The sequence below is a fragment of the Guptibacillus hwajinpoensis genome (assembly GCF_020524165.1).
Classification (GTDB): domain Bacteria; phylum Bacillota; class Bacilli; order Bacillales; family Guptibacillaceae; genus Guptibacillus; species Guptibacillus hwajinpoensis_D.
The window spans coordinates 238,032-257,960 of sequence record NZ_JAIVKU010000002.1 but is presented as its reverse complement, the minus strand read 5'-3'; the positions used below and the strand labels follow the sequence as shown (position 1 = coordinate 257,960).

Below are 19,929 nucleotides of genomic sequence, written 5' to 3'. Positions count from 1 at the left end.
ATCACTTATATATTATGCTAGATAAGCTAATTGCCACCTTAAATGGCAACTTATTAAATAAGAAAGATACAAATTTCTCATTTATATTTCGATTGTCATCAATAAACCTTACTCCATTCCATGGTGTCATCTCCAAGTATTTTTTATAATTATTTGCTAAAGGATGCTTACTACCTTTTATCCAAGGTCTAGTGATAAAAGCAGGAGTGAAATGTATAAATACTGGAGAAGTTTTTGCCTCTATTAATTCAGCCTCACTATAGAATTCTTCTATTCCATAATAATTAGTTATTTGACTTCTTTTTAATGTAAAAAAAGGAGTCATAGCATTATATTTTGGGTGAAGAATCAAAATTTTTTCACTTAATACACCATTAATAACCCCTTGATCGTGATGAAAGACGTCACCATTATAAGATTCAATAAAATCTATAAATTTTTGATTAATTGCTTCTTCTCTCCATTTTGCTAAATTAATAAGAAGCATCCCTGAATTTATATATGGGGATTTTACATTCATGTTCACTCTTAGCTTAGTATCCTCGCTTACTGTATCTAATACACCAGCTGCATGATAATCACTTATATCTGTATTCCACAACTCAGTAAGATTGCCATTTACGATTGAGTCACAATCTAAGTAAAGAACTTTATTCACACTACTATCTATTATTTCTGAAATAAATAATCTTGCATATGCATTTATTGATATTGAATGCTTCATTTTAAGTGTTAATTTTGCTTCATACTGCGTAAAGCTAACAAAATGAATCTTCCTATTATACTTTTCAGATATAGTTTCTAACTTATGTTTATTGATTATTGATATATTATTTTCTATAAGATATACATCGATATCCTCAAATTCTTGGTTGTTTTCAAAAACAGATAATATAGATACCCCAACATGCTGTGCGTAATTATTATCACTTGAGTACACAACACTTAGCTTCATTGCTTGTCCTCCACATCATTTAAAAAATAATTCTCTCAGTCTATAAATATTTTCACCACCAATTGCTTTTGATAAAACTACTTTTATGAATGACCTTATTCTTACACTTAAAGGAAGCCAACTCTTATAAAAATGGTGTAGTGTATAGGATTCCTCATTTTTTAAATTTCTCAAGTTTATATAATCAAAAGGTGAAAAATAATGTTGTGGGTAAATAACTCCAATTCCTTTTATTTCTTGATACTCTCCATTTGCTTTTAAACCGTTTTGTTCAAGAATTCCGTTCAAAATCGCTACATTTGTTAATTCATCCCTCCCACCATCTTGGTTAATAAAGTTTCTTTTGGTATAATAATTCAAAAAACATGAAATTAATTCATTGTTTTTTTCTGCACCAATTGTACTTGTAGCGACATAATTCGCTTGTTCAAATCCCCAAAAGGATTTATGGTTTAATAAATCATCAAAGGATTTCATTACTTCTACGTCCGTATCTAAATAAATTCCTCCATAATGATATAAAGCATGAACTCTTACAAAGTCGCTTACAAAAGCATATTTCTTCGAATTATATGCTTCTCTTACATAAGAGTTAGTGTTTAAATCAAAATTCTCTTCATTCCACTCAACTAGTTCATAATCTGATAAGTGTTCACTCCAAGTATTCATACACTTCTGTATTTTAGAAGGTTTTTCCTCACCCCCAAACCAACAATAATGAATAATTTTAGGTATCAATTTATTCCCTCCTAACACTATCTACAATTTAATTGCTTTCGCGTGCACAGTATTCATTCCGCCACTTAATAAACTCCAAAATCGTCTTATACTCTCGGAGCTGCTCTTTCCGAATACCAGATTTCCGTAATTCCTCTACAAAATCCGTCCATTCTTGATCTGATAAATGATGTTTTTTCTCATCTTCTTCAAGCAACATATTTAGCTCTACATCGAGTACGTAAGCTAACTTTTCCATAACTTGAATTGATGGATTTTGTTTAAGATTTCTTTCAATGTTACTTAAATATGATTTTGAAACCTTTGACCTTTCTGCAAGCTCTGACAATGTGAGACCTTTTGCTTTTCGAATCTTAAGGATATTTTGTCCTATCATGACATATACCTCTTCATTTCTGACTCATACCATTTCCCTAACTGGTTCTTTCATACGAAGAGCCTTCTTAAAACTATCGATTATATACATTTGATCATCTTCCAACAGATTAGATCCAGAAGGAAGACAAATTCCTGACCGAAATAGCCTCTCTGCTACGTGATTCTTCTCCTTATGTGGATAATACTTCGCACTACGATATAAGGGTTGAAGATGAAGTGGCTTCCATACTGGCCTTCCTTCAATATTATGATTTCTCATGTCTTCCAAAATTTCGTTAGTTGTGGAAATTGCTTTTTCATTAATCGTTAGTGCTGTTAACCATCGATTAGACATTGTATTTAACAATTCAGGCATGAATTCAACTTCTTGAAGGATAGAAAATTCACGAAGATACGTATCAAACACCTTACGTCTAGAAGCGATACGTTCATTTAATACTTCCAGTTGCGCTCTACCAATCCCAGCAAGTATATTACTCATTCTATAGTTATACCCCAGTTGACTATGCTGATAGTGGTGAGCTTGATCACGTGCTTGAGTTGCCAGGAAACGGGCTTGTTGAATCGCATGTCTGTCATTCGAAACAAGCATTCCACCACCTGATGTTGTAATAATCTTGTTACCATTGAAGGAATAAACCCCGAATTTACCTAGAGTCCCACTCGCCTTTCCTTTATAAGTGGATCCAAGTGATTCAGCTGAGTCTTCAATGACCGGCACTTCGTATCGATTACACAAGTTAAGAATTTCATCCATTTTGGCACTTTGACCATATAAATGAACGACAATGACTGCTTTTGGAAGTCTCTGTTCTCTAGCGGCATCTACTAAAGCTCTTTCAAGTGCCTCGGGAGACATATTCCATGTTTCAGGTTCTGAATCAATAAAAACAGGCTCTGCTCCTAGATAGAGAATTGGATTTGCACTTGCGACAAACGTTAACGTTGAACAGAAAACTTGATCCCCTCTGCTCACACTTAATAAAGAAAGAGCCAGGTGAATCGCTGCAGTTCCTGAACTAACTGCGATGGCATCACTGGCTCCAACGTAAGTGGCTATTTCTTTTTCAAAGGCGTCAACATTAGCTCCTAATGGGGCGATCCAATTGGAATCGAATGCTTCCTGAATATATTTCTGTTCATTTCCTGACATGTGAGGCGGGGAAAGATAGATTTTATTGTGCAATCACATCACCACCTTTTCTTATGATTTTTGCAGGACAGCCAACAGCCGTTGAAAAGGCTGGAATATCTTCAATCACTGTTGCTCCCGCTCCAACAACAGACCAGTTTCCTATTGATATACCAGGTATGACGGTAACTGATGCTCCTATATGTACGCCTTCACCAGTTGACACGTTCCCGGTTAGCGTTGCGTTAGGTGACACATGGCTGTAGTTATTAACCTTATTCTCATGTTCAATAATTGCTCCCGTGTTGATAATGCATTGATCACCAATTATTGCGTTTGCGTTGATGACCGCATTCGGCATGACTACCGTTCCAGCTCCAATGCATGCGGTTGAACTTACCACAGAAGATGGATGCGTTACAGTTAAATATTGTTCTGGATGAAGAGATAATTGGTCGGAAACCTTTTTTCTGGAAGCATTATCACCAATGGCAATTACAACTCTTACATCAGGATTTAGGTATTCATTAATCAACTCAATTGGAGCATAATTAACTCCACTTTCTATTGTATGTTCAATGAACTTGCCATCAAGAACCGCAATGATTTTAAAATTAAGCGATCGGATCATGTCTTGAATCACTTTGCTATGACCACCGTTACCGATTACGATAACGTCCATTTCAAATCACTTCTTTCGATCCTTTGAATTTATCCATAGGTACTTCTTTTTGCTGGTTAATGCCTTCTTTTTTCACTACCTTTATAATCGTAAGCAATAAAATTTTTAAATCTAATAGCATGGATTGGTTTTGCACATACCAGGTGTCTAGTTTAAACTTCTCTTCCCACGTGATAGCATTTCTTCCGTTCACCTGTGCCCATCCTGTCATGCCTGGCCTTACCTGATGGCGAATCTTTTGTTCTTCTGAATAGAGGGGTAAGTATTCCATTAACAAAGGTCGCGGTCCTACAAGACTCATTTCACCTTTTAACACATTGAGAAGCTGAGGTAGTTCGTCAAGGCTGTATTTTCTGAGAAACATTCCAACCTTAGTCACGCGATGCTCATCAGAAAGTAAATGGCCATTCTCATCGGTTACATTCTCCATCGTTCGGAACTTACATAAAAGAAATGGTTCCTCATCTAGTCCCGGTCTTTGTTGCTTAAAGATGACTGGTGTTCCCATATCTTTCTTAACCTTTAGACTTAGTACGCCTATGATAGGCGATAGTACAACGAGTAAAGTTGTTGAGACTGCCACATCTATTAATCGCTTCATCCCTTTAACCTAAGGTGTTTCTTTCAAGTTGATCATACTAGAAGATAAAAGGTTGTCTTTGATCTCCTCTACTAAATGTGAAACAGATAACTCTCCGTCCTGATTCCCTTTCTCCCTTGCTAGCAATAAGACTTCTTGAAGCTTTTCTTGTGTAATACTTAGTGGTGCCTCCACATAACTCTCTCCTTCATTATGATTTTATTATCACCAAGTTAAAAAATTGCTCTTATAAATGATATTTAAGCTGATTACACTTTCGTAATAATAATAAGCAAGATAGCAAACAAGGATTCCATAATAAATCACCTTCTGATCACGTAGCTTAAAGAGGTCGACAATCCAGGAAATCAGAATGAGTTGATAGAGTCCAAAATAAATGGTGAATCTAGCAAATATCCAACTTTGGGTCGAGACAATCATAAACACTACGCTCAGTAAAGTCATATTCACGATGACATCACTTTTTGGAAACAATCTCTTAAGCTTATCTCTCCCAAGGTAAGCAATGATTAAGGGTGCTGCCATGACAAGAACCCTTAGTTTACTTGCCCCCCCTTCATTAAAATCTTCGTATCCTCCGTATTGTGTATCTTCTATAGCTGAAAAAAGGATAGAGGAAAATTTTCCATACCCCATAACAATAAAGATGGAAAGAATTAAGAGCGCTATTGTTGCCTTCGACCATGGCTTGAATCGAACAACAAAATAAATAGGAAGTAAAATGAGTGCACTCTGATGAATAAAGGACGCTAACACTACGATCAACGAATATTTAATGAAGTTTCCTTCTATTAAATACTTAGTAGCTGTAAAAGCAATAGCTCCTGCTAGAGCCTGACGAATGCCGTTCATCGAGACTAGAAAAAGCCCACCGGTAATATAAACATATAGACTGAGTTCAATCCTTTTTGAATAGATAGCAAGAATAATGACAATTAGAGCATTTGTGAATAGTGCTGTTGTGAAAATCATAATTTGTGGGTCTTCTGATATTGCCTTTAGGATCATTTGGAGAATTCCGAAACCAATATCCTTTTGACTTAATACGTACTCCCAGGTAAACGTATTTTCTTCATAAATATTAACGTAGTTGAAAGTGTCACCAATGTTTGACCTTAACCCTGCTACAGTAACAAGCGTTATCATCGAACCAAGTACAAACAATTTACTTGGTCGAATAACATGCGAATATCCATGTGTAATGACGGTAGCAGAAGCATATCTCGCAAAATAACCAAAAAGAAAAACTATGGCAAGTGTCATCCATAGAATCGTCATAAGGATATTCCTTTCAAATCAATAATTGATTACGTAATCGTCTTTACATGTCTTGTTTTAAACATAATATAGAAATACAACACAATTCCAAACGGTGTAGCACTTAGCGTCATAACTCTGGATGGTGCTTCTCGTAAGTAATTCAAGTTCTTTCCCATCATACTACTGGAAACATAATGAATTGCCTGTCTGAATTTAAATAAGTAATTGGCAAAAGGTAGCTTCATTAGTTCTCTTCGGTAAAAGGCAAATCCTCTTGGGTTTCGTCTATATTGATTAAACATATTATAAGAGGAACCATCCTCCAAATATTCTACATAACAAAGTACTTCATCTAATAAAATCATCTCAAAATACTGATCGAGCTTATAATATTTATACGCTAAACCAACATATTTTTCATTTTCATAAAGTGGATAGGGAAAATCTCTCGTTAATTCTGTTCGATAAACGACTTTTTTATCTCCTGTAACCCTATGCTTTTGATACAGTTGGAAAAGCGTTGATTGTTTTAACCCTTTAGGTAATCTTGTACCTATGATACTTCCATCCGTGTATGCATCAAGACCAATGATTCCGCTAACTTCATTACTACCATATTTATCCCAGCAGGTTAAGATTTTATCAACCGCATCATCAGGCATAAAATCATCTGAATCGATACAGACATTGAGTTCTGTTTCAATTACTTCGTAAGCAGTGTTATGTGCACCATGCATCCCCTGATTTTCCTGCTGAATATAGAGAATTTCTATTACACGTTCTTCCATCCATTTAAAAATTAATTTCTCTGTTTCATCAGTTGAACCATCATCGATGATCAACCAAACAAAATCCATGTTTGTTTGTCTTTTTAAACTCTCATAGCAATTAGAAAGACAATAAGCCCTATTGTACGTTGGGGTGAAGATGGTTAATTTCTTCATTCTTTTCTCCCCCCATTCTTAAGTAATTCTCTTCCAGCTGTCTGGCTGATTGAAGGATGTTATACCCCTTCAAAGTAAAGACAAGTGGCGATTGATAACGAGAAGTCGATTTCTCCGAAAAGGCTATTAAATGATCTACCCAACTACTTTTGTCTTTAAGCGAGAGTTGATGAATCAATTTCATTCCTAAATCGATTTCAGTTGTGATATTATTCGAAATGAAACACGTCAAACCCGCTGCTTGTGCTTCAATTAGTGTAACGGGTAAGCCTTCATGAAAAGATGGAAATACAAATACATCGAAAGCTTGCAAAACATGATGGATATCACTACGAATGCCAATAAACTTAACGTTTTTTTCTAACTGTAAATTTTTCACCTTTCTTTCTAATTCGGATCGTAATGGGCCATCACCCGCTAATAGTAGAAGAGAATCTTTTTTGAGTTTCACAAAATCACTAAAAACCTCAATAAGAAAATGATGATTTTTTTGCTTCGCAAAGCGACCGACATGACCAAGTACAAATGTTTTATTGCTTATATCTAGTTCTTTCCTTATTTGTTTCCTAATTTCCTTAGAAAACGAGAATTTTTCAAACTCGATTCCATTTTTTATTATCGTGCTACTTCTAGATTTACTAGCATAGAGCCATCTTGCTGCAAGCTGGGAACATGCGAATAAATGATTCGCGTTTTTATCGATAAGTAGTCCTACATACCACTTATAAAGTGTTGCTATTTTCCCTCCTTCACTACTCGTATTATGACTATGTGCAATCCGATTTGGAATTCCAGCTTCCTTTGCCGCCCTAAGTACAAGCCCACTCATTTTATCCAGATGTGAATGAACAATCTGGTAATCGGAGTGACGATAAAAAAACTGATTAAGCTCTCTTACATATCTCCTATGACCTACGTCACTGACATAAGGAATGCGGTAGATTTTCCCGCCCATCGCTTTTATTTCCGAGTCGAATACCCCTTCTTTACAGGTCAGAAAATCAAATTGAACCTTTGACCGATCAATATTGCGATACAAGTTCATGATTAATGTTTCTGCTCCGCCTCGATTCATGTTCACAACAACATGAAGAACTCTTACTGGAGTGCCCAATTTACCTCCTCCGTTCCTTGTATACATGAGGTGTAAATCATCCTTTTATGTTGGAGGATTTGATCTACGTTAAAATCGCTAAGTATTCTTTTTCTCCCACTTTTTCCAAAAGCTCTTCTTGTGACTTCGTCCATGGCCAAATCGTTTACTTTAGCTGCTAACTGCTCTGGACTTTCAGGTTGAACGAGCCACCCCGTTTTTCCAGATACAACAAGCTCTTTGTGTCCTCTATTATCAACAGCTACAACCGGCAGTTCACATGACATGGCTTCCATGATATTAACTGGTAAACCTTCACGTAAGCTTGATGCAACAGCTATATCGCACATTGGTACTAATTCTTTCAAATCGTCTCGAAATCCAAGAAAATCCACATGATCACTAATACCAAGCGTGTGACTTAGAGTTTGACAACTTTGAAGAAGTGGCCCTTTACCTGCAAGTAATAATTTCACCTGAGGTAATTTTTCTTTCAATAGGACTAGTGCTTCTAGTAAATACTTTTGATTTTTGTTTTGATTAAATTCTGCTGCATAAAATAATAAAAAATCATCTGGATGGTATCCAAATGATTCCTTTCGTTTTCTTTTTTCTTCTTCTATTAGCGGCGTGAATACATTAGAATCAATTCCAACACCTTTAACATATTCTACTTGGGTTGCATTAAAACGCTTCAATGCAAGTTGATAATCTTCTTGATTAATTGTGATAAGCCAATCTGTATCATTTGCTAACTTCTTTTCGATAGGGTAATACACGAACCAGTTTAATAGTGGTGATCCCTTACAGAAATGAAAGCCATGTGCTGTGTAAATGACTTTCGTTCCTTGGGACCTTGTTTTCCTAGCAGCTATCCGGGAAAGAACGCCTCCCATAGGAGTGTGACAATGGATAATATCATAGTGATTTTTATCCATAATTCTTTTCAGCTCTTTATACGCTTCAATGTTTTTCATTTGAAAAGGAGATCGCTGAATTGGTATGTTGAATTTACGATCCGTATAAGGTAATTTTAGTTCCCCACTTGCCGCAATGTGAACTTCCCATCCTTCTTCTTTAAACCACTTTAAGTACGGTAAATGAAAAGCTTTAAAATGATAATCAACCGTTGCACAAAACAACACTTTTTTTGCGGGCATATACGCACCTCCTATTCAAAGATCATTCTTAATAAAGAACATCTTATGCTGAAGAATTAACCTGACAACAAAGGTTGCGACTCTATTTTGTGGTTGGCCAGTTGCAACAATCTACTCCGCAACGCTTCTTTCTCCATATCGGAAAAAGTCTCGATCAGCTCTTCGATTTCTTCTAAGTACAGCTCGGACGTTTTACCAACGTAAATGTTTGGATAAACATGATCCGAATGCACCTCTTCTTTATTAAGAAGCTCTTCGTATAACTTCTCTCCTGGACGAATGCCGCTAAATTCAATTCCGATATCATCAACAGAATGTCCTGATAGTTTAATTAAGTTCTTTGCCAAGTCTACGATTTTAACTGGCTCGCCCATATCTAATACAAAAATTTCTCCACCTTCAGCCAGTGAACCTGCTTGAATGACAAGTCTGGATGCTTCAGGGATCGTCATAAAGAATCGAATCATTTCTGGATGGGTCACGGTGATTGGACCACCTTTTTGAATCTGCTTTTTAAATAAGGGAATCACACTACCTCTACTCCCGAGAACATTTCCAAATCTCACAGCAACAAATTTGGTAGTACTCTTTCGATCAAGATTTTGGACAACCATTTCTGACAAGCGCTTTGTAGCCCCCATGACACTTGTAGGATTAACGGCTTTATCAGAGGAGATCATCACAAACGTTTTAACACCGCTCCAACTAGCCGCATTGGCAGCATTCAAGGTTCCAATTAAGTTATTCTTTACAGCTTCTTCAGGATTCCTTTCCATTAATGGTACGTGTTTGTGAGCTGCCGCGTGATAAACAACATCAGGCTGGTAGAGTCCCATCACAGCGACCATTTTCCCTGCATCTTGCACGTCAGCAATTTCAGTAACAAACTCAATGTCCGTATTTTGAAAAACTTCTTTTAATTCTAATTCAATAGCATAAATGCTGTTTTCGCCATGTCCTAATAGAATGAGTGTTTTTGGATGAAAAAGTGAAATCTGCCTACAAATTTCTGACCCTATTGATCCACCCGCTCCAGTCACTAGAACAGTTTTGTTTGTGATCGAGTTTGAAATGATGTCGATGTCTAATTTAACTGGCTCTCTTCCAAGTAAATCTTCAACTTTCACATCTCTAAATTGATTAACTGCAATTTTGCCAGTCATAAGGTCTTCTAGCATTGGAAGGATTTGCGTTTTCGCCTCCGTTTTAGCGCACTCTTGAAAAATTCTCTGAAGTTCTTTTTTACTTAAGGATGGAATCGCGATAATAATATTCTCAACATCAAGGTCTTTTACTTTCTTTTCAATTAAATTGATTCCACCGAGTACAGGGATCCCATAAACATCAAGACTCTGTTTCCGTCGATCATCGTCAATAAATCCTATTGGAGAAAGGTCAGAGTCATTGTTTTTCAGTAATTGTCTTGCTACCATCGTTCCTGCTGATCCTGCTCCAACGATAAGAGTATTCCGTTTGCTATTCGGTTTGTTCATTACTGTGTCACGGTACATTCGCCAACAAAAGCGTGACCCCCCAATGAATAGTAAATGAAGAATCCATGTCGCCATCAACAGTCGAAATGAGATCTCCTTTAGAATAAACTGTTGGAATATAGCAGCGATTAGAATAGAAAAGGTAACCGTTTGAAGGATAACCACTAACTCTCCTATACTCGCATATTCCCAAACTTTCTTATATAAGTTAAATCGAAATGAAAATAAATGATGACTGATTAAGATGACAGCTGAGCTTAAAATAACTGAGAAGGTGATTACATGGATAGTTGCACCAACTAGAAATTGACTAAAGAAGATGGCAGTTAAGACGATACATGAATCAATGAAAATGAAAAAAGGCAACCTTTGTCGGTAGGTCATATCTTTCCTCCCCTCACTACTTTATTAAATTCTTTCTTTTCTAATCGGAACATCAATGATTCTATCCTGTTCAACCTATCTAATCGCTTTCTTCATCGATTTAGGATAATCTTCCGTTAGTTTCACAAGCATTGCCCCCTTAGATAATAAAGTTCTAAGTATAAGGTTCTCCAAAACCTCATACTTAGAACTTTATTAAGAACACTTAAATAAATGAAAAATGGGCATCTAACCCATCCTCACACCACACCATCGACGACTAGCGTCTAAGGTCCGTAAACCCACAGTATGATCGAGTGCCTTCATTGATAATGGCAAGAAGGCATCGCCAGATTATTCAAATTGGAAATGATATTCTTAATAAAGAACAAATAAACATACTTATTTCTTGTTAATGATTGCCCCCATAAGGTTAGCGTGCGCCAATTCTAACACTCTTCTTGCTTTTGCAGCTTGCTCAAGATCTGTTTTCCCTTTATTTAAAACGAGAATAATTCCATCACATATATTAGCGAGCATTCTTGTTTCAGTGGATGTTAACACTGAGGGCGAGTCCACTAAAATAAAATCATAATTTTCTCTAGCCTTCATCAGTAACTCTCTCATCATCTCGTTTCCAAGTAACTCAGCAGGATTACTTGCATGGTGACCACTTGTAAGAATCTCCAATCTTCCTATCTCAGAATGATGAACGGCATCTTGAAAGCTTTTTTTATAAGTTAACACATCTGTTAAACCATCTTCATTGGAGACTTTAAATATTTGGTCGACAATTGGAGAGCGAAGGTTCGCATCAATTAAAAGCACTTTTTCTTTTTGTTGCGCTAATGAAACAGCCAGGTTAGCTGTCATCGTCGATTTCCCTTCTCCAACACCAGGAGAAGTAATGAGAAAAACGCGTTCCTCATTCTCTTTTGCTAAGAAACGCATATTCGTTCGAATGGTACGAAACTGGTCTGAAATGATGGAATTTGAGTGAGAAAGAGTAATTAAATTTCGTTTCTTTAAAGTAGATCGTCCCTTTTTACTTGAGATCAACTGACTCACTCCTTACCTCGTAGCTTCTCGCTTTTCTTTTTTTTGAGACAAATTTCTTTTTATTCATATTTGAAACATTTCCAATAACAGGTACACCAAGGATCGCTTCAATATCGCTTTCACGTCTTACTGTGCCATCCAAAGAATCCAGCAAGAAGATAAAACCAACTCCAGCAACTAATCCGAATACTGCAGCAGCCAAAACGACTTTATTTTGTGATTCGTTAATCGGATATGGATTTACTTTGGCCTCAGATAGCAATTGTACTTCCTTAAAATCAAGAAGTTTTACAACTTCGCTTTTGTATGTTTTAGCAGTTGCATTGGCAATGGCAACTGCTGCTTCAGGGTTTGTATCAATAACTGAGATTCGAACCACTCGAGATTCATCCACTTGTTCAACGGTAATTCGGTTTGCAATTCCTTCTGCAGTGGTTTCTAACTTTAATTCCTTTATAACCTTCTCCATGATAATAGGGTCTTTGATCATAACCATTAATGTTTTCATATCCTGATTTTCTGTATCAACAATAATTCTTGTAGAGGTTTCATAAAGTGGTACGTATGTGTATTGACTGTAAAAGTATCCTCCCGCGGTCGTAAGAATTGCTAGAACTATAACAATCCAAAATCGTGATTTAATAACAGCAAAATATTCTTTTAAATTTATTTCTTTTTCCGGAGAACTACTACTGTTATTTTCATACTGAAATTTAGACATAAGGCCCACCTTTTTAATAGATTTTACTTTCAAATTCGTATATTCTTTATAATGAACACCCTATTCCAAAGTTCCGTTAACCGAGAAAATAACTCTCCTATACTTTTTCTTACAATTGTGATTATTTACTATTTTAGTTCTATATAAAGAACATGTCAACAGACAAATCCATTATTTTTATGAGGAATAAGGCAGACCAGATATAAGAAAAGATACACTTTTACGCTATCAATGGCCTCCTACTCTCTTAATAGGCTTTACAATTAACGAATCTCTTTTTATTTAAAAACAATTAAAATGATTAGAAGCTGAGTAGATGAAAGTCTACATAAAGAAGTAGCTATGATTATTGTTGTTTGCTCTACCTTTTGATAGATTTTAGGAGGTTTTTTAAAACCTCCCTCTTCTAATTATCTAATTATTATCTCGCTCCAATAGAAATGATCATTTCGCTTTGAATACTAATCCCTTTCCTCCATCACCGCCACAAAATCCCCACCTTTCTCCTCTAGCATCTGCTTCGCTCCCTCCGCATCCACCTTCAGCAACACCATCAACACCGCTACCCGCGCATCACCTTCCGCCTGTTCACTATAACGTCCAGCCACATCTTCACTAACTCCCGTCAACTCCTGGATAATCGAAACCGTCCGCTTCCGAAGCTTTTCATTCGACGCCTGAACATTCACCATTAAATTACGATACACCTTTCCAAGCTTCACCATGGAAGCAGTCGTAATCATATTTAACACCATCTTCTGAGCCGTTCCCGCTTTTAAACGCGTCGATCCTGTTACCACTTCTGGTCCGACCGGTAATTCAATCGCGTATGTAACGATTTTTGAAAGCGGAGCGTTCGAATTGCATGAAATCCCGGCCGTCTTTGCCCCGATTTCATTCGCTGCTTCCATCGCACCAAGCACGTATGGCGTTCTTCCACTTGAAGCAAGGCCAATGACTAAATCACGCTCACTCACATGCTTTCGTACATCTTCAGCACCAAGATCCCCACGATCTTCCGCTCCTTCAATGGGATAACGAAGTGCCCGGCCCCCGCCTGCGATGACGCCATTTACAAGCTCTTCCGCTACGCCGAAAGTAGGCGGGCACTCAGAGGCATCTAATACGCCAAGACGTCCGCTCGTACCCGCACCGAAATAAAAGAGTTTCCCACCATTTCTGATCACACTCACCACCTCATTAATCACCTTCTCAATCTGGGGGAGAGCGATCTTCACAACGCCAGCAACGGTTGCATCTTCTTCATTCATCAGCTCAATGATCTCTAACGTTGAAAACTGATGAAGATTTTCTGATTTCGCATTTCTCATTTCTGTCTTTGCTTTTTTTCCATCACTCATTTGCATCTCTCCTCGCTAGCCGCTCATGACATAATAAGACGACAGTAGATTTGCTTTTCGTTCTTCTGTGATTGACTGACCATTAACAATAAGGGCACAGATACAAGCACCTACTGCTGGTGATAGGGTCGGAAAAAACACGTTACTGACTCCGCTCTCCCTCAGTTCCTCAAAAAACCCCTTCCGGAAAAAAGGCGACTGCATCAATCCTCCACAAACGACAAGCCTCCCGCTCCGAACCTCAATGGCATCAATTAATTCGCTCAATTTCAGAAAAGCGTGCTGAACCAGGCCCAGGGCGGTCTGATTTTGCTTCTCCGCTAGGGCAATCACCACTTCTGCTACAGAAGCGATTTTCATACGCGCATACGGATCCTCATATATTGCCGTAATCATCTCAGGAGCACTTTTTAAATTTAAGAAGGAAAGCACCTCTCTGCAAAAAGCTTCATCTACGTTCGCTCTCCCGTCATGCATCATCGCGACGGTCCGAAGCCCATGCTGCCCAATATCATAGCCGCTTCCTTCATCACCAAACAAATAGCCCCAGCCCCCGGCTCGTCTTGAATCGCTTCTGTCTAAAGCATAAGCAATCGAACCTGTTCCAGCGATCAAAACCGTGCCTTCCATGGAAAAGGTCCCGCTTGCCATCGCGCCGTATGCATCATTCCGTACCTCAAGTCCTCCTGCGTAACCTGGCAGGACCTCCGTCAACCATTTCCTCCAGCGCAGCTGATCTTCTTCTCGATCGCCGCCAGCCGTTGAAACAAAAACGCCACTAAGCTCCCCTTCTTTTACGCCTAACATTAATTCCGAAATCACGTGATGAATCGCAGCTCGAACGTCTTCTTCCGGACGCGATTTTACATTTGTAGAGCCGGCTACACTTTTTGAAAGAATGACCCCCTCCTGATTGCAAATGAGTCCAACCGTCTTCGTGCCACCACCATCTATGCCTATATATACCTTCTTATTTAATGGCACCTTGCGTCAGCCCCTCCATAAATTGTTTCGAAGCAATGAAGAAGAGCACGATCATTGGCAAGGAGGCGAGGGTCAATCCGGCAAAAAGTGCTCCCCAGTCTGCAGAGTATTCACCGAATAAGGAAAGCATGCCAACTGGAATCGTTTTTCTCAGATCATCCGTAATAAAAATGAGTGGGAAAAAGAAGTCGTTCCATGACTGGATAAACTGAATAATCATCACCGTGCCAAGTGCAGGACGCATAAGCGGAAGAACAACATTCCATAGAATACGCAGGTTTCCTGCGCCATCGATTCGTGCTGCTTCTTCAAGCTCGCGAGGCATCGTTCTGAAGAACCCCGTCAGAATAAGAATCGAAAGGGGGATCCCCGTTGCCACATACATAAAAATAAGCGACCAGAGCGAGTTTAATAGGTTCAAATCTTTCATTAAAATAAACAGTGGTACAATCCCTAGTTTGATTGGAAGCATCATTCCCATTAAAAAGAAAAAGAAAATGATGTTATTCCAAACGAATGTGAAGCGTGCGATATAGAAAGCAGCGAGTGAAGATGTGATCAAAATCAACAGAACAGAAATAACACTCACAAAAACGCTGTTCATAAAATACGTTGTAAACGGAATCATCTCAAGTAAGTTCCGGTACGTATCAAGGTTAAACGTCTTCGGCAAGGAGAGTGGACTTGTGAAGATCTCAGCGCTCGTTTTAAAAGAGGAAAGAATCATTAAGAGAATCGGATAGATGCTAATTGATGCGATGAGAAAAGCAAATACATAGTAAAACGGTCTCGTCCAGATCGTGTGGTTCATCGGTTCGCCTCCTTACATGTCCACTTGTTTTTTCTGCATGTAGCGTAAATAAAGCGCGGTAAAGAATGAAATAAAGAGAAAGAGCACGACTGCAAGCGCTGATCCTAATCCGACCGCCGTTGTCGATCCTCCAGCAGAACCACCAAAGGCAAGACGATAAAAGTAAATCGCGAGCGTATCTGTCGAATGATAAGGCTCTCCCTGCGATCCCTGCATCGCATAGACAAGTTCGAATGCCTCAAACGATTGAATAAACGTAAGCACCGTCATAATCATAAAAGAAGGAACCATTAATGGAAGAACAATTTTTTGGATCATTGAAAGACCGTCTGCGCCGTCGAGCTTACCTGCTTCAAACAGTTCCTTTGGAATCGATTGAAGACCAGCAAGAAAAATCAGCACGCCGAATCCGATCCCATACCAGCAGTTGACGAGAATAATCGAAATAAGCGCTGTATCTGGATCACCAAGCCACGCTTTTTGGAGCTGTTCCAAACCGAGCTTTTCAAGAATCACATTCAGAGCACCATAGTTTGGATTTAATATCAGCTTCCATAAAAATCCGACAACGATAACGGATAAAAGCCTTGGCAGGAAATAAGCAATTTTAAGAAACTCTGAACCTTTTACTTTTTTATAAATAATATAAGCCAGAATAAAGGCAAGCCCGTTCTGGAAAATCATTTGTAGCACGAAATAAAGGATATTGTGACCAAACGCTCCCCAAAACAGACTTGAAAATGGCTCGAGTGTAAAGAGATCTTTGAAGTTCTTTAATCCAACAAATTCGCCGCGGACAATCCCTTTCCAGTCAAAGAAACTGTACGTTAGCGCTGCAAATAATGGATAAACAATGAAGAGTCCATAAATCAATAGAGCGGGAATAGGAAAAAGGTGGATGGTCCACCTTTTCCACTTCCTCTCCTTCTTCATTTTCACGACTGCATTTGAATTCGTAGCTGGTTTCATACTCTACGCCCCTTATTTCTGTAGTGGCTCATACCAGGACTGCGCGCTTTCTTGAACCGCCTTCGCGACTTCCTCCGGCGTACGTTCACCAAGGTACATGCCTTGAAGTTCCGTTTCGATCGTCGCTTTCGTAGACGGATTTCCGCCGGCAAAGTGAACGAGCATCATGTACGGCGTTGACTGCTCTTCTGCTGCTTTTCCAAGCGCATTCACAAGTTCATCCTCAGACTCAATCCCTGGAATCGCGCTAATCATTTTAAATTCTTCTGTGAACATCGTTCCAAACTCTTCCGTTGTCATGAACTGAAGGAATTTCTTCGCAGCATCTTTGTGCTCAGAGCTTGCATTGATCGCATAAGAACCATCCACCCATGTCGTAATCGTCGGTTCTTTTCCAACAGCAGATGGCATCGGGAAGAAGCCAAGCTCAAGATCCGGATTCATTTCACGTAGCACTTCAATTTCCCAGCTGCCAAGCGGGAACATCGCTGCGTCACCTGTAAAGAACATCGTCCGGATATCTTCCATGCCAAGCCCTTCATAGTTTTCAGGGAAAAACTGTTTCAGTTCATCCATTGCGTCAATCGAGCTTTGAAATTCTTCGCTTGTAAAATCGGTCTCTCCCGCTGTAATTTGATCAACAAATTCATTGCCGCCATAGTGAGCTGGCCCAACGATGCCATGTGATAGCGATAGGAGCCAGCCTTCTTTTGTACCTAGCGCGATTGGTGTCACACCCTCTTTCTTAATTTTTTCATTCAAAGCGATGAACTCATCCCACGTTTGTGGCTCTTCAAGTCCCATCTCTTCAAACATTTTTTTGTTGTAAAACATTTGCGTCGTGCTCATATTCAGCGGCACACCGTACTGCTTATCGTCTGAGCCCTTTGAAGCGGCTAGCGTTTCTTCTGGATATTGATCGAGTCCTTCTAAATCATCAAGCGGCTCAAGATAGCCTGCATCGGCTAGCTCGATCCCAGGCGTATAAGGGCGAAGGTGGATGATATCAGGTCCTTCTCCACTTTTAAGTGCCGTGTTCAAAATCGTGTTATACTCCGTATTTTTTGAAGGCTTGAACTCAACCGTAATGTCCGGATTTTCTTCATTAAATTTGTCGATGATTTTCTGATAACTTGCTTTATCCTCTGTTCGCCAGCTTCCAATCGTTAACGTGACGCTGTCTTCACTTGCCTCAGAATCTCCCGAATTCCCTCCACTTTCAGAGCTACATGCGGATAATACCAGGATAAAGGCTAAAAACCCCGTTAAAGTAAACGCTTTCAATTTGTTCATAACGTTTCCCCCTCGTTTAGTTAGTAAAATAAGCGTGAATCAAAGAATGCAGATAAGGCCTGATGTGCTTCATGTTGTGTTTTCTACCATACTGAACGACGTTTGTTAAAAAGGTGACGATCAGTTCTTCCCGTGGATCAATCCATAAACTAGTTCCCGTAAATCCCGTGTGGCCGAAGCTTCCTTCTGACCACCCCCTTCCGCATGATAAAGTAGCGCCTTTCCCGCTCCACACTTCAAACGCAAGGCCACGATTCTCAGCTACGTGATTTCGTGCTTTTCTCATGAGTGATTGTGATAGCACCATTTGCGTTTCTGGGTAAAGAAAATAGGAGCCAAATTTCCCTACATCACTCGCAGTAGAAAAAAGCCCGGCACTTCCGCTGCCGCCAAGATGGAACGCTTTTTCATCGTGCACTTCTCCTTGTAAATAGCGGTCTTTCGTCCACTCTGTGGAAGCAATTTGCAACGGTTGATCTGGATGAAAGCTGGTTTGTGTTAACCCCAACGGTTTATAGAGCGTTCTCTCTGCAAAAGTGGAAATCGGAAGGCCACTCACGTTTTTAATGACTGCTCCTAGTAAAATCATGCCGAGATCACTATACTTCACGATTTTTCCTGGTTCATGAATAAGTGCTGCATTCACCACTTCGTTCAAAACATCGCGCTTCTCATGCCGTTGTACTGGTGGCGCAAGATCGGCTGGGAGTCCTGTTGTATGCATAAGCGCCTGATGAATCGTAATCTCTGAATGTTTGAATTCTGGGATGTAAGTTTGAATCGTGTGGTCAAGTTCAACAGATGTATGATCAACAAGCCAAAGGATTGAGGGAAGGGTTGCCATCACTTTTGTTAAGGAAGCAAGGTCAAATCGTGTTGATGTTTTCATGTTGTGGGGGTAATGATTCGAATCGATAAACCCACCGTATGCACGATGGAAAACGGTGCTCCCTTTGAGTTGAACGTGAAGAACAGCGCCAGGGAGCTCCTTTTTGGCAATAAGTTCGTTGAGATAGGCTTCTAGTTCAGACATGCTTTTTGGCAACCTCCACCGCTTTTCGGGTGCGTTCAAGCGCCATCACGCTTTCCTCGTAGTTTCGGCTCGTCATGCCAACGTATAATATATCAATCACGTTAAGTTGAGAAATACGGGAACTCATCGCACCGCTTCGAATGCTTTTCTCAAGTGAACTCGTAAAAAGTTTAATATCTGCAAGATCTGATACCGGATTCGTTCCATATTTGGTTAACGTAATGACAGTCGCACCGTTATCCTTTGCGATGTTAAGCGATTCAATGATATCGTTCGTCTGACCTGAGTAGGAGATACCGAAAACGACATCCTGCTCCTCGAGATTCGCGCTGATCGTACCCTGCGTATCATAATCAACAGCCGCTTCACACCAGCGGTTGATTCGGGAAAGCTTTTGCTTGAAGTCCTGTGCAATTAAACCAGATGCCCCGATTCCAAACAGCGCAATCTTGCGTGCACGACTAAGAGCGGTGATCGCTTTCTCGACTTCTTCTTTTGAAAGAACCGAGATCGTATCATTGATCGATTGAATGTTGTTATTTGAGACATTTTCAATAAACGAATCAACCGTACCGTCAATCGAAATTTCTTGATAAGACTTGCTCGTTTGTTTTGTCGCAAGATCTCCTGCGATTCGTAGTTTCAACTCTTGAAACCCTTTATAATTCAACGTACGAGCAAGACGGATAATCGTCGCTTCGCTGACCTCTGTTCGTTTCGAGAGCTTTTGAATCGAGAGGTTAATGACCTCTTCTGGATAATGAATGATATATTCTGCCACTTTTCGTTCTGAAGGTTTTAATGAAGTGATTGATTCCTGAAGACTGATCAGGCCACCGTTCATAACTAGCCCACCTTTATCTTATAAATTTTCAATCATTTCATTTTAGCATATCCTC

Annotated in this window: 21 protein-coding genes; all 21 read right to left on the bottom strand. The window is 39.2% G+C overall.

The genetic code is table 11. The features are described 5' to 3' along the window. Window position 1: 1 nt before the first annotated feature. The 21 genes from LC090_RS02930 to LC090_RS02830 all read right to left on the bottom strand — a co-directional run bounded on the left by LC090_RS02930 (window position 2) and on the right by LC090_RS02830 (window position 19,874). Window positions 2-955, bottom strand: a complete 954-nt coding sequence (locus LC090_RS02930) for a glycosyltransferase family 8 protein (RefSeq protein WP_226655133.1) — start codon at window positions 953-955, stop codon at window positions 2-4. 15 nt (window positions 956-970) lie between these two features. Next, window positions 971-1,693: a glycosyltransferase family 32 protein gene (locus LC090_RS02925; protein ID WP_226655131.1), complete on the bottom strand. Its 723-nt coding sequence runs from the start codon at window positions 1,691-1,693 to the stop codon at window positions 971-973. Between the two features lie 28 nt (window positions 1,694-1,721). Continuing rightward, a complete protein-coding gene (locus tag LC090_RS02920) occupies window positions 1,722-2,069 on the bottom strand; it encodes a helix-turn-helix domain-containing protein (RefSeq protein WP_226655129.1) in 348 nt (115 codons plus the stop codon). 24 nt (window positions 2,070-2,093) lie between these two features. Next, complete coding sequence (locus LC090_RS02915) at window positions 2,094-3,224, bottom strand: aminotransferase class I/II-fold pyridoxal phosphate-dependent enzyme (RefSeq protein WP_305076408.1); 1,131 nt, start codon at window positions 3,222-3,224, stop codon at window positions 2,094-2,096. A 22-nt stretch (window positions 3,225-3,246) separates the two neighbouring features. Next, the gene (locus tag LC090_RS02910) at window positions 3,247-3,885 is read right to left on the bottom strand and encodes an acetyltransferase (protein WP_226655124.1); all 639 of its coding nucleotides are present in this window, start codon (window positions 3,883-3,885) and stop codon (window positions 3,247-3,249) included. Between the two features lies 1 nt (window position 3,886). Continuing rightward, window positions 3,887-4,486, bottom strand: coding sequence for a sugar transferase (locus tag LC090_RS02905; RefSeq protein WP_226655122.1), 600 nt, complete (start codon window positions 4,484-4,486; stop codon window positions 3,887-3,889). A 9-nt stretch (window positions 4,487-4,495) separates the two neighbouring features. Beyond that, window positions 4,496-4,660 (bottom strand): hypothetical protein, encoded by a 165-nt coding sequence (locus LC090_RS02900; protein ID WP_226655119.1) that lies wholly within the window; start codon window positions 4,658-4,660, stop codon window positions 4,496-4,498. Window positions 4,661-4,690: 30 nt separating this feature from the next. Beyond that, entirely contained in the window at window positions 4,691-5,764 is a 1,074-nt protein-coding gene (locus tag LC090_RS02895) for an EpsG family protein (protein WP_226655117.1), read from the bottom strand. Between the two features lie 29 nt (window positions 5,765-5,793). Continuing rightward, on the bottom strand, window positions 5,794-6,690 hold the full coding sequence (locus LC090_RS02890; protein ID WP_226655115.1) for a glycosyltransferase family 2 protein: 897 nt from the start codon (window positions 6,688-6,690) through the stop codon (window positions 5,794-5,796). After that, complete coding sequence (locus LC090_RS02885; RefSeq protein ID WP_226655112.1) at window positions 6,653-7,804, bottom strand: glycosyltransferase family 1 protein; 1,152 nt, start codon at window positions 7,802-7,804, stop codon at window positions 6,653-6,655. Before LC090_RS02885 ends, LC090_RS02890 begins: the two co-directional genes overlap by 38 nt. Then, a complete protein-coding gene (locus LC090_RS02880) occupies window positions 7,789-8,943 on the bottom strand; it encodes a glycosyltransferase family 4 protein (protein ID WP_226655110.1) in 1,155 nt (384 codons plus the stop codon). Before LC090_RS02880 ends, LC090_RS02885 begins: the two co-directional genes overlap by 16 nt. Before the next feature lie 56 nt (window positions 8,944-8,999). Continuing rightward, entirely contained in the window at window positions 9,000-10,820 is a 1,821-nt protein-coding gene (locus LC090_RS02875) for a polysaccharide biosynthesis protein (protein ID WP_226655108.1), read from the bottom strand. 381 nt (window positions 10,821-11,201) lie between these two features. Next, on the bottom strand, window positions 11,202-11,867 hold the full coding sequence (locus tag LC090_RS02870) for a CpsD/CapB family tyrosine-protein kinase (protein ID WP_226655105.1): 666 nt from the start codon (window positions 11,865-11,867) through the stop codon (window positions 11,202-11,204). Further along, complete coding sequence (locus LC090_RS02865; RefSeq protein ID WP_226655102.1) at window positions 11,845-12,579, bottom strand: YveK family protein; 735 nt, start codon at window positions 12,577-12,579, stop codon at window positions 11,845-11,847. Before LC090_RS02865 ends, LC090_RS02870 begins: the two co-directional genes overlap by 23 nt. A gap of 461 nt (window positions 12,580-13,040) precedes the next feature. Next, entirely contained in the window at window positions 13,041-13,940 is a 900-nt protein-coding gene (gene murQ, locus LC090_RS02860) for an N-acetylmuramic acid 6-phosphate etherase (protein WP_226655099.1), read from the bottom strand. 15 nt (window positions 13,941-13,955) lie between these two features. Next, on the bottom strand, window positions 13,956-14,924 hold the full coding sequence (locus LC090_RS02855) for an N-acetylglucosamine kinase (protein ID WP_226655097.1): 969 nt from the start codon (window positions 14,922-14,924) through the stop codon (window positions 13,956-13,958). Beyond that, entirely contained in the window at window positions 14,911-15,735 is an 825-nt protein-coding gene (locus LC090_RS02850) for a carbohydrate ABC transporter permease (protein ID WP_226655094.1), read from the bottom strand. Before LC090_RS02850 ends, LC090_RS02855 begins: the two co-directional genes overlap by 14 nt. Before the next feature lie 12 nt (window positions 15,736-15,747). Next, a complete protein-coding gene (locus tag LC090_RS02845) occupies window positions 15,748-16,704 on the bottom strand; it encodes a carbohydrate ABC transporter permease (RefSeq protein ID WP_226655092.1) in 957 nt (318 codons plus the stop codon). A gap of 12 nt (window positions 16,705-16,716) precedes the next feature. Continuing rightward, a complete protein-coding gene (locus tag LC090_RS02840; protein ID WP_226655090.1) occupies window positions 16,717-17,997 on the bottom strand; it encodes an ABC transporter substrate-binding protein in 1,281 nt (426 codons plus the stop codon). A 16-nt stretch (window positions 17,998-18,013) separates the two neighbouring features. Continuing rightward, window positions 18,014-19,030, bottom strand: a complete 1,017-nt coding sequence (locus LC090_RS02835; RefSeq protein ID WP_226655088.1) for a serine hydrolase domain-containing protein — start codon at window positions 19,028-19,030, stop codon at window positions 18,014-18,016. Beyond that, complete coding sequence (locus LC090_RS02830) at window positions 19,023-19,874, bottom strand: MurR/RpiR family transcriptional regulator (protein ID WP_226655086.1); 852 nt, start codon at window positions 19,872-19,874, stop codon at window positions 19,023-19,025. Before LC090_RS02830 ends, LC090_RS02835 begins: the two co-directional genes overlap by 8 nt. Between the last annotated feature and the right edge of the window lie 55 nt (window positions 19,875-19,929).